Consider the following 13,006-nt stretch of genomic DNA (forward strand, 5'->3'; position numbering starts at 1 on the left):
GCTGTCACCAGCAACGGTCCCGGCCGGGGGTCGATGCCGACGCCGCGACGAACCAGGGCAGGCTGCGCCCACCAGGCTGTACCGTGCACGCCGTGGTAGTCGCGACGACCGGGCCCGGCAGCCGGCGGCCCGAGCCTGACCCGGCCCCGGTGGCCCTCGGCCGCAGCGGAACCGGCGAGGTATGGCTGGTGGGGGCTGGTCCCGGTGATCCCGGGCTGCTGACGGTGCGCGGGCGTGAGCTGCTTGCCCGGGCCGACGTGGTTGTCACCGACCGCCTGGCCGCGGCGGTGCTGCTCGACGCGGCGCGGCCGGAGGCGCGGGTGATCCACGTCGGCAAGAGCCCGACGCTGTCTCGCAGCCAGGAGGAAGTGAACCGGATCCTGGTCGAGGAGGCTCGCGCCGGGGCGATGGTGGTGCGGCTCAAGGGCGGGGACCCGTTCCTGCTCGGCCGCGGCGGCGAGGAGGCCGAGGCCTGCGCCGCCGCCGGGATTCCCTGCACCGTGGTCCCCGGTGTGAGCTCCGCGATCGCCGCCCCCGCCTACGCGGGCATCCCGGTCACCCACCGCGGGGTCGCGCAGGACATCGCGATCGTCTCCGGCCACCTGCCACCCAACCACCCGCAGTCGACGGTGGACTGGGCGGCCCTCGCGGCCAGCCGGGCCACGATCGTCGTGCTCATGGGCGTCGCCCGGCTGATCGACATCGTCGAGGCGCTGATGCGCGGCGGCCGACCGCCGACGACGCCGGCAGCGGTCATCGAGCGCGGCACCACCCCCGCGCAGCGGGTGCTCCGCACCACCCTCGACGCTCTCGCCGTCGACGCCATCGCGTTCCAGCTGCGTTCGCCCGCGGTGCTGGTGGTCGGTGCGGTCGCCGCCCGGCGTGACGCCGCCGTCCTCCCCGACCTGGCGCCCGACCTGGCGCCCGACCTGGTCTCTGCAGGGCAGGACGCAGACAGGGCCGCGGGGCAGGTCGGGAGTGCGGCAGCGCCGCTTGCCGGGCTCCGGGTCCTAGTGCCGCGGACCAGAACGCGCCAGGGCCTGCTGGCGCGCCGGCTGCGTGAGCTCGGCGCGGAGGCCGTCGAGACGGTGGTCAGCCAACTCGTCCCGGTCGCCGACGGGGCAGCCCTGCGCGCGGCGCTGCCCGGCGCGGACGGGCTGGTGCTGGCCGATGCGGACGAGGTCGCCGCCACCGTCGCGCTGCTGCGTGCCCAGGGCACGGACGTCCGCGCGCTGGCCGGTCTGACGCTGGTCGCGGCGTCCGACTCCGCGGCGGCGGCGCTGGCCGGGCTCGGGCTGACGGCGGTCCGCTCGTCGGCCGAGGTCCAGGTCGCGAACCGGATGGTCACCGAGGTACCGGTGTCAGGGCTGCGGGTGGTGGTCTGCGGGGACGCGCCGCCGCCGGCCGGGATCCGGACGATGCGCCGGGTCCGGTTGCTGACCGACGCGGCGACCGAGGCCGACCCGCGGATCGCGCAGGAGCTGCGCCATGGTGACATCGACGCCGTCGCGCTCGCCTCGTCGACCGCGGCCCGCTGCCTGGCCGAGCTGTACGGGCCGCTGCCCGAGTCCGTCCTCGTGGCCGCGATGGGGCGGCGCACCGTCCAGGCCTGTGAGGCCGCGGGCCTGCGGGTGGACGCCGTCCCGCCCGAGCCGGGGATCTACCCGCTCGCCGCGGTGGTCGCCGAGCTGGTGGCCGCCCGCCGCGCACCGACCGCCTGAGCCTCGCCGCCCCTGCTCCCACCCGCGCTCTCACCGTCAGCCGCGGCGTCCAGCCCGGGCTGCTCCAGCGCGTCCTCGATGCGGGCCCGGACCGCGTGGACGACTCCCGGATGCAGGCCGAGCGGCAGGGTGATCGTCCACCGTGTACCGGGGTGCGCGGACTGCGCCGCCGCCAGCGCGTCGGGAATGTCACGGGCGGTGTGGTTTCCCTCGAACAGGAAGAAGGGGTGCGCGATGATCTCCGAGCAGCCGGCGTCGACCAGCGCGGCATAGCCCTGGGCGATGTCCGGGTGGGCGAGGTCGAGGAAGGCCGGCTCCACCGCGTCCCATTCCGGCAGGTCCGCGCAGGGTGCGAGCGCGTGGGAGAGCTCGACCACCATGGCATTCGCCTCATCCCGACGGGAGCCGTGTCCGATCACCAGCAGACCGCGCATGCGTCCAGTCTGCCGCCGCCCGCACCTTCCCGCCGGCAGCGCCCCCGTGCCCGGCAGCACGGCCGCCGCAGCCCGGCCACAAGCAGCACCGCCACCGCAGAACCGGGCCCCATACACGAGCCGCCAGGGTGGCTGGCACGCCCGGGCGGCACGCTCGGGTGGTCCTGCCGCCCCCGGGCCGTCCCAGGCCGGCATGACCCCCCGATGGTGTGAACAGGCGTTCGACATCCGGCCGGCGGCGATGGTGTGCTGTGTCGCGTACCTGCAACCGCCGGCCCTGACCCGTCGGCGGTCGCAGGTGAGTTCCCCTCCTCCACCCTGGCTGACCGTCGGCAGTGCCCTCGGCTGATCGTCGGCAGCCCGCCCGCCCCGACGGCGGACCCTCCCGCAGGCCGTCGGAAGGCGGACACGACGCGGCCCCCGGACCCCGGGCGCGTTAGCGTCACATTCGGCGCCGCTGTTGTCGATCTGGACGTCTGGTCTGTCGCGGCCGCCGCCGAAGCGTGATGATGGAGGTGCCCGCGGGCTCGCGGGCACGCAGGTGGTGTGTTCCGGCGGCCGCCGGAACAGGCGGGAGAGCGGGCGAGACGTGGCGGACCGATCGGCACGCCGGACGCACGGGGAACCTCTGCACCCGGACGATCCGACGTCGATCGGGCGCTATGAGGTCATCGGCCGGCTGGGCGCGGGCGGCATGGGCCGGGTGTACCTCGCCCTCGACTCTCAGGGCCGGCAGGTCGCGATCAAGGTGATCCGGTCGGATCTCGCGATCGACCCCGAGTTCCGCGACCGGTTCGCCGACGAGGTCGCCGCCGCGCGCCGGGTGGCGCCGTTCTGCACCGCCCAGGTCCTGGACGCCGACCCGCACGCACGGCGTCCCTATCTGGTCACCGAGTTCATCGACGGCGCCCGGCTCGACGAGGTCGTCGCGGAGTCAGGCCCGCTGCCGCTGTCCACTCTGCAGGGGGTGGCGGTCGGTGTCGCCTCCGCGCTGACCGCGATCCACGGTGCCGGGATCGTGCACCGTGACCTCAAGCCGAGCAACGTCCTGCTGTCGTACTCCGGCCCGCGGGTGATCGATTTCGGGATCGCCCGGGCGCTGGACGCTGTGGGCGGGCGCACCCAGTCCGGCCTGGTTCTGGGCTCCGTCGGCTGGATGGCGCCAGAACAGATGGAGGGCACCGCGCCGGTGGGCCCGGCGACCGACATCTACGCCTGGGGCCTGCTGGTGGCCTTCGCCGCGGCGGGGGAGCACCCGTACGGCGACGGCACCTACCTCGAGATGTCGGAGCGGATGCTCCTGCACGAGCCCGATCTGCGGCATGTTCCGGCACCACTGCTCGACATCGTCGTCGCTGCGCTGCAACGGGATCCGCGGCGCCGGCCGTCCGCCGAGCAGCTGCTGCTGCGCCTGCTTGGCGACCGCGGCCGGGAGGGCGGCGGCAGCACCCGCGCCGTCGCCAGTGAGGTCCTGGACAACACCTGGCCGCGCGGCCGGTCCGCCGCCGCCGCGGCGGCCGGGTTCGGCCTGGGGGCGCCCGCCGGTGCCGCGGCGGCGGGCGCCGCGGCCGGCGATTCCGCCGGTGCCGGTGCGCGCGCCGGAGCGGAGGCGGGCCTGCCCCGCACCCGGCTCGACGGGCCGCCCGGCGGTGCGGGTGGTGCAGGTCCGGCCGGGCGGCCCGCGCCGACCCGGGTCGCGGGGCCGGCCGATGCCGGCAACCACTGGTGGGAGGCCCCGCCGGGCGCCCGGCAGGCACCATCTCCGCCGCGGCCACCGGGGCCCGTGGGGCCGCAGGGCCCAGGTGGCCCGCAGCCCGCGCGACGGCGCCGCAAGGGCGGATTCGTCCAGTACGGCGACGAGCCGGAGCCGGTGCGCGCTGGCCCGGATCCCTGGGGATACGGCGGCCCTCCGCCGGGGCCGGTGCCCGCCGCGGCCGCTCCGGCCCCGCAGCGCCCCGCTGCCCGGCCGGCGCCGCCGCCCGCTCCAGCCGCCCCGTACTACGGCGACCCGCGCCAGCGCCCGCAGGGCGGCGAGCGCCGTCCCGCGGCACCTCCGCCGGCACCGCCCGCGCCGCCGACACCGGCGCCCTATCGCCCCGAGCGCCGACCTCGACCCCGGCGCCGCTGGCGGTTGCGGATCCCGTTCAAGCGGACGATCATCTTCGTCCTGCTCGTGCTGTTCCTGCTCTCCGCCGCCGACCAGATCGCGACGATGGTCGACGAGCAGCGCCAGCAGATCTGGAACCGGATCGTCACCTCGGTGCAGGATTCGGTCGACAACCAGGTCGACCGGCTGCGCGGCGGCGCTGACGACCTGCGCGAGCAGGTCCCGGACCTGGGTGGCCAGGGCGCGGACCAGAACGGCCAGGGCGCGGACCAGAACGGCGCCCAGGATCCCGCCAGTGGGGATTCGAGCCTGCCCGGGCGGATCGAAGGCCTGCCGGATGACCTCAACGACCTGCTGGGCAGCCCGAACAGCTGACCGGAAGGGCCGCTGCCGCCCGCCCCAGCGGACCGGGCCATGATCGTCGGCATGAACGAGCCCTGACCCAGGTACACCAGGGTTATGGCGAACTTCACCAGCAAGGTTCAGGAGCTGCTGCACAGCCCCAAGGCCCGCGAGATGGTCGACAAGGCGAAGATGGCCGCGAACAAGCCGGAGAACCGGGAGAAGTTCCGGCATCTGTCCAGCAAGTTCACCGGCCGCGGCCGTGGGCCCGGCGACGACCACACCCCGCACGCCTCCACGACGTCCAGTACCTCGAGCACGTCCGGCGTTGGCGGGGCACCCGGTTCCTCGACGTCCGGCTCCGTCGGCGGGGACAGCCGCAGCGCCGCCGAGCGCGAGCGGTCGGACTACGGCCCCTTCTGAGTCCCCTCGCCGCCGTCCCGCGGTGCCCTCGTCCCGGTCGCCGTGACGCGTACGGGCCGGGGGCCGGGGGCGCAGGTCGTACGATCTGACGGGTGAGCCTTCTTGATGCGGACGGCGAGCCCCCGGCCGGTTCGGCCCGGGTGGCCGATGCCGAGATGCGCACGCTGCTGGACCGTGCGGCCGAGGGTGGGCGGATCTCGCCGGAAGAGGCCCTCCTGCTCTACACCTCCGCGCCCCTGCACGCCCTCGGTCGGGCGGCGGACGTGGTGCGCCGCCGCAGATACCCGGACGGCATCGCCACCTACATCATCGATCGGAACATCAACTACACGAACGTCTGCGTGACGGCGTGCCGTTTCTGTGCCTTCTACCGGTCGCCCAAGCACCCCGAGGGCTGGGTGCGTGACGTCGACGACATCGTGGCCAGGTGCGGCGAGGCCGTGGAACTGGGCGCGACGCAGATCATGCTTCAGGGCGGCCACCATCCCGAGTTCGGGATCGAGTGGTACGAGGGCACCTTCGCGGCCATCAAGGCGGCGTACCCCCAGCTCGCGCTGCACTCGCTCGGTGCCAGTGAGGTCRTGCACATCGGGCGGACGTCGGGCCTGGGCCATGCCGAGGTCATCACCCGCCTGCGCGACGCCGGGCTCGACAGCTTCGCCGGCRCCGGCGCCGAGATCCTCACCGAGCGGCCGCGCCACGCCATCGCCCCGCTCAAGGAGCCCGGCCACGTCTGGCTGTCGGTGATGGAGACCGCCCACGGCCTCGGCCTGGAGTCCACGGCGACGTTCATGATGGGCACCGGGGAGACGAACGCCGAGCGCATCGAGCACATGCGCATGATCCGCGACGTCCAGGACCGCACCGGGGGCTTCCGTTCGTTCATCCCGTGGACGTACCAGCCGGAGAACAACCACCTCGGCGGCCGGACGCAGGCGACCACCCTGGAGTACCTGCGGCTGGTCGCTGTCGCGCGGCTGTTCTTCGACAACGTCGCGCACCTGCAGGGCTCGTGGCTGACGACCGGCAAGGAGGTCGGCCAGCTCACCCTGCACATGGGCGCCGACGACCTCGGCTCGGTCATGCTCGAGGAGAACGTCGTCTCCTCCGCCGGGGCCCGGCACCGGACGAACCGTACCGAGCTGATCCACCTGATCCGCGCGGCCGGCCGGATCCCCGCCCAGCGCGACACCCTGTACCGGCACCTGGTGGTGCACCGCGATCCGGCGCAGGACCCGGTCGACGAGCGCGTGGCCTCCCACTTCTCCTCGACAGCTCTGCCGCTGGTGACGACCTGAGCCGCGAGCCCACGCCGGTGTCCGCGGCGCCGACCGGTCCGAAAATCGAGCTGCATGTGCACCTCGAAGGGACGGTGCGGCCCGAGATCCTGCTCGACATGGCCCGCCGCAACGACGAGGCACTGCCCGCACGCACCGTGGAGGGCCTCCGCGACCTGTACCGGTTCCGGGACTTCGACCACTTCATCAAGGTCTGGGTGCTCACCACCCACGTGATGCGCACCGCGGAGGACTTCCGCGAGGTCGTCGTCGACTACGCGGGCCGCGCCGCCGCGGACGGAGCCGTCTACCTGGAGGGGATCTTCTCGCCCTGGTACCGCGTGCACCGCGGCGTCCCGTGGCAGGAGATCTTCATCGGTTACACCGAGGGCGCCGTGGAGGCCCGGGAGCGCTTCGGCGTCGAGATCCGGCTCACCCCGGACATCGACCGGGTGCTCCCCCCGGAGGTCGCGATGGACGTCGTGGGCTGGTCGTCGCACTTCACCGACCGCGGGGTCGTCGGGATCGGGCTGGGCGGCCCCGAGGTGGGTCACCCGCCGGAGCCGTACGCGCCGGTCTTCGCCGCCGCGGYGGACGCCGGCCTGGCCGCCGTGCCGCACGCGGGGGAGACGTCCGGGCCGGAGTCGGTGCGTGGAGCGCTGGACGCGCTCGGTGCCCGGCGGATCCGGCACGGCATCCGCGCGCTGGAGGACCCGGAACTGGTCGCCGAGCTGGTCGAGCGGAACATCGTGCTGGACGTCTGCCCGGTGTCCAACCTGCGGACCGGAGTGATCCGGGAGCTGGCCGCGCACCCGCTGACGGCGATGCTCGCAGCCGGCCTGCGCTGCTCACTCGGGACGGACGACCCGGCGATGTTCGGCACCGACCTGGCGCGGGAGTACGCGATCGCGGCCGGCCTGGGCGCGCCGCTGCGGGACCTGTTCGCCGCCGGTGTCGACGGCGCGTTGTGCGACGACGGCACGAGGGCCCGGCTGGCGGCGGTCGGCGCCGGCACCGACTGGGACGCCGTCCAGGCCAACGCCTTCGCCGAGGCCGCAACCGCAACCGCGACCGCGACGGCGACTGCCACCGGCACGAACACAGAAGGATGATCTGGTGAGCCGAGCGGGTCTCGACAAGAAGCCCGAGCAGGTCGCAGCGATGTTCGATCAGGTCGCGCGACGCTACGATGTGACGAACGCGATCCTGTCCGCCGGCCTGGACCGCACCTGGCGGACCGCCACCGCGCGGGCGCTCGACCTGACGCCGGGCCTGCGTGTCCTCGACGTCGCGGCTGGCACGGCGACGTCCTCGCGCGCGTTCGCCGCCAGCGGCGCCGACGTCGTGGCCTGCGACTTCTCGCTCGGCATGCTGGAGGTCGGCCGCCACCGACTCGCCGGCACGTCCAGCGTCGGCGCCGGCACGCCCCGCGTCGGTACCGGCGCTCCGCGGCCGGGACGGGTGCTGCTGACCGCCGGGGACGGCCTGCGGCTGCCCTTCGTCGACGCCTCGTTCGACCGGGTGACGATCTCGTTCGGGCTCCGCAACGTCGCCGCCGTGGACGTCTGCCTCGGCGAGCTGCTGCGGGTGACCCGGCCGGGCGGTGTGCTCGCGATCTGTGAGTTCAGCCGGCCGGTGTGGGGGCCGGTACGCACGGTCTACCTGGAGTACCTGATGCGTGCGTTGCCGGCTGTGGCCCGCGGGGTCAGCAGCAGCCCAGACTCGTACGTGTACCTGGCGGAATCCATCCGCGCCTGGCCGGGGCAGGCGGAGCTGGCCGATCTCGTCCGCGGGGCCGGCTGGACGCGGGTGAACTGGCGCAACCTCAGCGGCGGCATCGTGGCGGTGCATCGGGCTGTGCGCCCCTCGGAGTAGGAGCCCCTCGGAGCAGGAGCCCCGCGCAGGAGGAGCCCCGCGCAGGAGGAACAGGCACGTTCCTACGCGGTGGGGACGTGCGACTCGATCCAGGCGACGGTGCGGGTCCAGGCGTCGCGGGCCGCCTGCGGGTCGTACGAGTCGGGGCGCGCGTCGTTGTGGAACGCATGGCCGGCCCCGGGGTAGCGCACGATCTCGGTGTCGACGTCGGCGAGGGCGGCGGCGGCCCGCAGGTGTTCCACCTGCTCGACCGGCGCCGCCGGGTCGAGGTCGGCGTACAGCCCCAGCCACGGACTCTGCAGGCGGGCGGCGACGTCCAGCTGGGAGGGCTCGCCGAACCGGCCGTCCTCGATGCCGCCACCGCAGAACGTGACCGCGGCACCCAGTGGGCGCCGGACGGCTGCGTGGAAGGCGATGCTGCCGCCCATGCAGAAGCCGACGACCGCGCAGCGGTCGACCGCCGTTCCCGACTCGGCGAGCACCATCAGCCCGGAGTCCAGGTCCTCGAGGATGTCGTCGCCGGYGAGCCGGCCGCGTACGGAGAGGGCCCCCGGGGCGTCGCCGTAGTCGAACACGGGCGAACCCACCCGGTGGTAGAAGTCGGGGGCGACGGCCCGCCAGCCGAGATCCGCGAAGCGGCGGCAGACGTCGGTGATGTGGTCGGTGAGGCCGAACGCCTCGTGGACCACCAGCACACCACCGCGGGCCGTCCGGCACGGTTCGGCGATGACGGCGGGTGTCGGGCCGACCGCCGTGGTGAGGACCACGGTCTCTGATGTCGTCACAGTGTCTGAGGTCATGGCCGTCGATCTCCGAGGTCGGGGGGCCGGGGTCGATCCGGGTCGGAGACGATCGGCCGGCTCCAGGTCAGCTGGGGGGCGTCAGCTGCGGCGCGCCCGCCACCTGCCGGTCGGCCCGCCTCGTACCCGGTCAGGATGTACCCGGCTCGGGCGGCCATGTCACCTCATCGGGCACCCGGGCCGGCGCCGGGCGCCCGGACGGGTGGGTACCGCCCGGTTGGGCCACCACGGCGGTGCCATGGGTTGCCACGGCGTAGCGCTGCGTTGCTCCTCCACGGGCTGGGTTGACTCGTCTTCGGTTCTGGAGGTCCTGGTTGATGCCTCCGGCCCGGCCAAGGCCTACACTTCGGCGTGGCGCTCGTGAAGAATTTCACGAGCGCGCAAGCAGGGGTCTGGAATGGGGCCGTCGACCGGCCGACAGCGTGGGGAATCCGGAGCAGCGCGTGACCACAGGGATGACGGAACGAGATGGCGCCCGCACGGACGACCGTCCCGATGCCGACGTCATCGTGGTGGGCGCCGGGCCCGGCGGCTCGGCGACCGCCTACCACCTCGCGCGGACCGGCCTGGATGTCCTGCTGCTGGAGAAGAGTGYCTTCCCGCGCGAGAAGGTCTGCGGCGACGGGCTGACCCCCCGGGCGGTGCGAAGCCTGGTCGAGATGGGTATCGACACCTCGGCGGAGGCCGGCTGGCTGCGCAACAGGGGGCTGCGCATCATCGGCGGCGGCCTGCGACTCGAGCTGCCCTGGCCGGAGCTGGCGAGCTGGCCGGACTACGGGCTGGTCCGTCCACGCGCCGACTTCGACGAGATGCTCGCCCGGCACGCGGTCAAGGCCGGCGCGCGGCTGCGCGAGGGCACCACGGTGACCGGGCCGCTGCGTGACGACCGCACCGGGCGGGTCGTGGGCGTGACCGCACGGGCCGGGGTCGACCGGGCACCGGTCGACTTCCGCGCCCCGGTGGTCGTCGCGGCGGACGGGAACAGCGCGCGGATCGCGCTGGCGCTGGGGATCCGTCGGCGGGAGGACCGCCCGCTCGGCGTCGCGGTGCGGCGCTACTACCGCAGCCCACGCTCGGGCGACGACTTCCTGGAGTCGCATCTGGAGCTGTGGGAGGGTCCGCCCCGGCAGAGCCGGCTGCTGCCCGGGTACGGCTGGATCTTCGGTATGGGTGACGGCACGAGTAATGTCGGCCTCGGGATGCTGAACACCACCAGCGCCTTCCAGAACACCGACTACCGGGATCTTCTGCACCGGTGGCTGGCGGCGCTGCCGCCGGAGTGGGGATACACCGAGGAGAACGCGCTCGGCCCGGTCCGGGGGAGCGCGCTGCCGATGGCGTTCAACCGCACCCCGCACTACCAGGACGGGGTTCTCCTCGTCGGCGATGCCGGCGGGATGGTGAACCCGTTCAATGGTGAGGGCATCGCGTATGCGATGGAATCGGGCCGGATTGCCGCGGAGGCGATCGTGCTCGCGCTCGCCCGCGGCTCCGGGTCGGCGCGGGAGCGTGCACTGGCGCGTTATCCGGAGATCATCCGTGAGACATACGGCGGGTATTACACCCTGGGTCGCCTGTTCGTACAGCTGATCGGGAATCCGACCGTGATGGGTCTGGGTACCCGGTACGGGCTGCCCCGGCCCATGTTGATGCGTTTCGTCCTGAAGATCATGGCGAATCTGACCGACCCGCGGGGAGGTGATGCCTCGGACCGGCTGATCAACGCGCTGACCCGGCTGGCGCCCACCACCTGACCGCAGGCCCCGCGGCCGGCATGGCCGCGACCCGGGTCTCCTCGGGATGGACGAGAGACCGTCCGGTGACGAACGACTGGGACATCGGCGCACCTGCCCGCGAGCCGCGGATATTCGTCCGGTCGCCCGTACCGGCGGCGAAAGAACGTTTCGGCGTCCTTCGGCCGGCCAACAGGCAGCCGCCTGGTGACGGGCAGGAGTGAACAATCCCGGTGCGACCGGGAAAACAGCGGTCGCGTAGGCTGCATGCGCGCTCCGCCCCATCCGGGGCCGGGGCGGGAAGTACACCGGTTGGCCCGGGCGGGCGGTAACGGCCGCCCCCGGCGAACCGCCACCAAGACGTCCGCACCAAACATTCGAAGGAGAGGAGTTCGGCATGCTTGACAGTTATGTGCCGATCCTCGTTCTGCTCGCGATCGCGATGCTGTTCGCGGTCGGTTCCGTGGCGGTGAGCGCGCTGGTCGGCCCGAAACGGTTCAACCGTGCCAAGGTCGACATCTACGAGTGCGGTATCGAACCCGAGCCGGTGCCGGCCGGGCCGCACCGCTTTCCGGTGAAGTACTACAACACCGCGATGCTCTTCATCGTCTTCGACATCGAGATCATCTTCCTGTTCCCGTGGGCGGTCGCGTTCGACAGCCTCGCGGTCTTCGGTCTCGGCGCGATGGTGTCGTTCATGGCGACGATCTTCGTCGCCTACGCCTACATATGGCGCCGGGGGGGTCTGGAATGGGACTAGAAGAGAAGCTGCCCGGTGGAGTTCTGCTGACCACCGTCGAGAAGCTGGCGAACTGGTCGCGGCGTTCCTCGCTGTGGCCGGCCACGTTCGGCCTGGCCTGCTGCGCCATCGAGATGATGTCCACCGGTGCCGGCCGCTACGACCTCTCCCGCTTCGGGATGGAGGTCTTCCGCGCCAGCCCGCGCCAGGCCGACCTCATGATCGTCGCGGGCCGGGTGAGTCAGAAGATGGCCCCGGTGCTGCGCCAGATCTACGACCAGATGCCCGAGCCCAAGTGGGTGCTGTCGATGGGCGTCTGTGCGAGCAGCGGCGGCATGTTCAACAACTACGCCATCGTGCAGGGCGTCGACCACATCGTCCCGGTCGACATGTATCTGCCCGGCTGCCCGCCGCGTCCGGAGATGCTGATGGACGCGATCATCAAGCTGCACGAGAAGATCCTCGCCGGCCCGGTGTCGGGCAAGACCGAGCACACCGAGGTCGGCGCCGCGCCGTACGCGAAGCCCATCGAGGTGGCCACGGCGTGGTCCGGCCTGCCGGCCGGGGCGGTCGACACCCGCACCCTGTCGGTCAACGACCGCAAGCGCTTCAGCCTCCCGGAGGGGGCCCCGGCCCCGGCCGGTCGCGGTGCCGTCGAGCCGTCGCTGGACACCCGCCGCCCGGCTGCGATCGCCCCGCCGTCGGTGTTCGGGCGCGGCAAGCGGGTGCCGGTCGACGCCAAGCCGACCGACGAGTCCCGATCCGGTGGACCCGGACCGACCACGGAGACGCTGACCGATGACTGACCTGGTACCGGGCAACGCCGGGGTCCCGGGCGGCCCGGGCGGCCGCCGGCGGGACGCGTTCGGCGCCCGCGGCAGCGGCGACACCTCCGGTTTCGGTGGGCTGGTCCCGCCGGTGGCGACCCTGGAGTCCAGCTCCCGCCCGTTCGGGGACGACGCGGCGGACTCGGTGTACGACACCCTGGAGCGGGTCTTCCCCGAGCTGGGCGACGCCGTCGAGCGGGTCGTGTTCGCCTACGGCGAGCTGACGATCCACGTCCGCCGCGAGCGGCTGCTCGAGGTCGCCCGGACGTTGCGCGACGACCCGGGCCTGCGGTTCGAGCTGCTGTCCTCCTCGTCCGGGGTCGACTACCCCGACGATCTGACGGGCCGGCGCCTGCACACGGTCGTCCACCTGACGTCGATGACCCACCGCCGCCGGCTGCGCGTCGAGGTCTCGGTGCCGGACGCCGACCCACACCTGCCGAGCCTGACGTCGGTCTGGCCGACCGCCGACTGGCACGAGCGGGAGACCTACGACCTGTTCGGCATCGTCTACGACGGCCACCCCGGCCTCGCGCGGATCATGATGCCGGACGACTGGGTCGGCCATCCGCAGCGCAAGGACTATCCGCTCGGCGGCATCGCCGTCGAGTACAAGGGCGCGCAGATCCCGCCCCCCGACACGCGCCGGAGCTACTCGTGACGGCCCGTCGTCGGGCTGTCGGGGAGCGCCAGGCCGCCGGGACTGTCGGTACCGCCGCGTACAACAG

General features: G+C 73.3%; 12 protein-coding genes. 10 read left to right on the forward strand and 2 right to left on the reverse strand.

From position 1 onward, the window contains the following. Positions 1–83: 83 nt before the first annotated feature. Positions 84–1,721, forward strand: coding sequence for a uroporphyrinogen-III C-methyltransferase (gene cobA / locus CC117_RS12170; RefSeq protein WP_071083823.1), 1,638 nt, complete (start codon positions 84–86; stop codon positions 1,719–1,721). Here the strand turns inward: cobA and CC117_RS12175 are convergent. After that, positions 1,661–2,155: a sirohydrochlorin chelatase gene (locus CC117_RS12175; RefSeq protein ID WP_071083824.1), complete on the reverse strand. Its 495-nt coding sequence runs from the start codon at positions 2,153–2,155 to the stop codon at positions 1,661–1,663. The two genes, cobA and CC117_RS12175, sit on opposite strands and share 61 nt — an antisense overlap. 589 nt (positions 2,156–2,744) lie before the next feature. Between CC117_RS12175 and CC117_RS12180 the strand changes: the two genes are divergently transcribed. From CC117_RS12180 to CC117_RS12200, 5 genes are all read left to right on the forward strand, one after another. Then, positions 2,745–4,637, forward strand: coding sequence for a serine/threonine-protein kinase (locus CC117_RS12180; RefSeq protein ID WP_071083825.1), 1,893 nt, complete (start codon positions 2,745–2,747; stop codon positions 4,635–4,637). Positions 4,638–4,721: 84 nt separating this feature from the next. Next, the gene (locus CC117_RS12185) at positions 4,722–5,027 is read left to right on the forward strand and encodes a hypothetical protein (protein WP_071083826.1); all 306 of its coding nucleotides are present in this window, start codon (positions 4,722–4,724) and stop codon (positions 5,025–5,027) included. 92 nt (positions 5,028–5,119) lie between these two features. Beyond that, positions 5,120–6,325, forward strand: coding sequence for a cyclic dehypoxanthinyl futalosine synthase (gene mqnC, locus CC117_RS12190; RefSeq protein WP_071083827.1), 1,206 nt, complete (start codon positions 5,120–5,122; stop codon positions 6,323–6,325). Between the two features lie 17 nt (positions 6,326–6,342). Further along, positions 6,343–7,416 carry an adenosine deaminase gene (add, locus tag CC117_RS12195; RefSeq protein ID WP_116287769.1) on the forward strand — a complete coding sequence of 358 codons (1,074 nt, stop codon included), beginning with the start codon at positions 6,343–6,345 and terminating at the stop codon, positions 7,414–7,416. A 4-nt stretch (positions 7,417–7,420) separates the two neighbouring features. Next, positions 7,421–8,179 (forward strand): demethylmenaquinone methyltransferase, encoded by a 759-nt coding sequence (locus CC117_RS12200; protein WP_071083828.1) that lies wholly within the window; start codon positions 7,421–7,423, stop codon positions 8,177–8,179. Positions 8,180–8,241: 62 nt separating this feature from the next. On the opposite strand, the gene CC117_RS12205 is transcribed toward CC117_RS12200, so the two are convergent. Continuing rightward, entirely contained in the window at positions 8,242–8,964 is a 723-nt protein-coding gene (locus CC117_RS12205; protein ID WP_241830046.1) for a dienelactone hydrolase family protein, read from the reverse strand. 470 nt (positions 8,965–9,434) lie between these two features. Here CC117_RS12205 and CC117_RS12210 point away from each other — a divergent pair, with 470 nt between their 5' ends. From CC117_RS12210 to CC117_RS12225, 4 genes are all read left to right on the forward strand, one after another. After that, positions 9,435–10,733, forward strand: coding sequence for a geranylgeranyl reductase family protein (locus CC117_RS12210; protein WP_071083830.1), 1,299 nt, complete (start codon positions 9,435–9,437; stop codon positions 10,731–10,733). Positions 10,734–11,109: 376 nt separating this feature from the next. Then, complete coding sequence (locus CC117_RS12215; RefSeq protein WP_071083831.1) at positions 11,110–11,472, forward strand: NADH-quinone oxidoreductase subunit A; 363 nt, start codon at positions 11,110–11,112, stop codon at positions 11,470–11,472. Then, positions 11,463–12,257 (forward strand): NuoB/complex I 20 kDa subunit family protein, encoded by a 795-nt coding sequence (locus CC117_RS40500; RefSeq protein WP_071083832.1) that lies wholly within the window; start codon positions 11,463–11,465, stop codon positions 12,255–12,257. The genes CC117_RS12215 and CC117_RS40500 overlap by 10 nt, the downstream gene beginning before the upstream one ends. Further along, positions 12,250–12,939, forward strand: a complete 690-nt coding sequence (locus CC117_RS12225) for an NADH-quinone oxidoreductase subunit C (protein ID WP_071083833.1) — start codon at positions 12,250–12,252, stop codon at positions 12,937–12,939. The genes CC117_RS40500 and CC117_RS12225 overlap by 8 nt, the downstream gene beginning before the upstream one ends. Positions 12,940–13,006: the final 67 nt, after the last annotated feature.

This window comes from Parafrankia colletiae (genome assembly GCF_001854655.1).
In the GTDB taxonomy this organism is placed as follows: domain Bacteria; phylum Actinomycetota; class Actinomycetes; order Frankiales; family Frankiaceae; genus Parafrankia; species Parafrankia colletiae.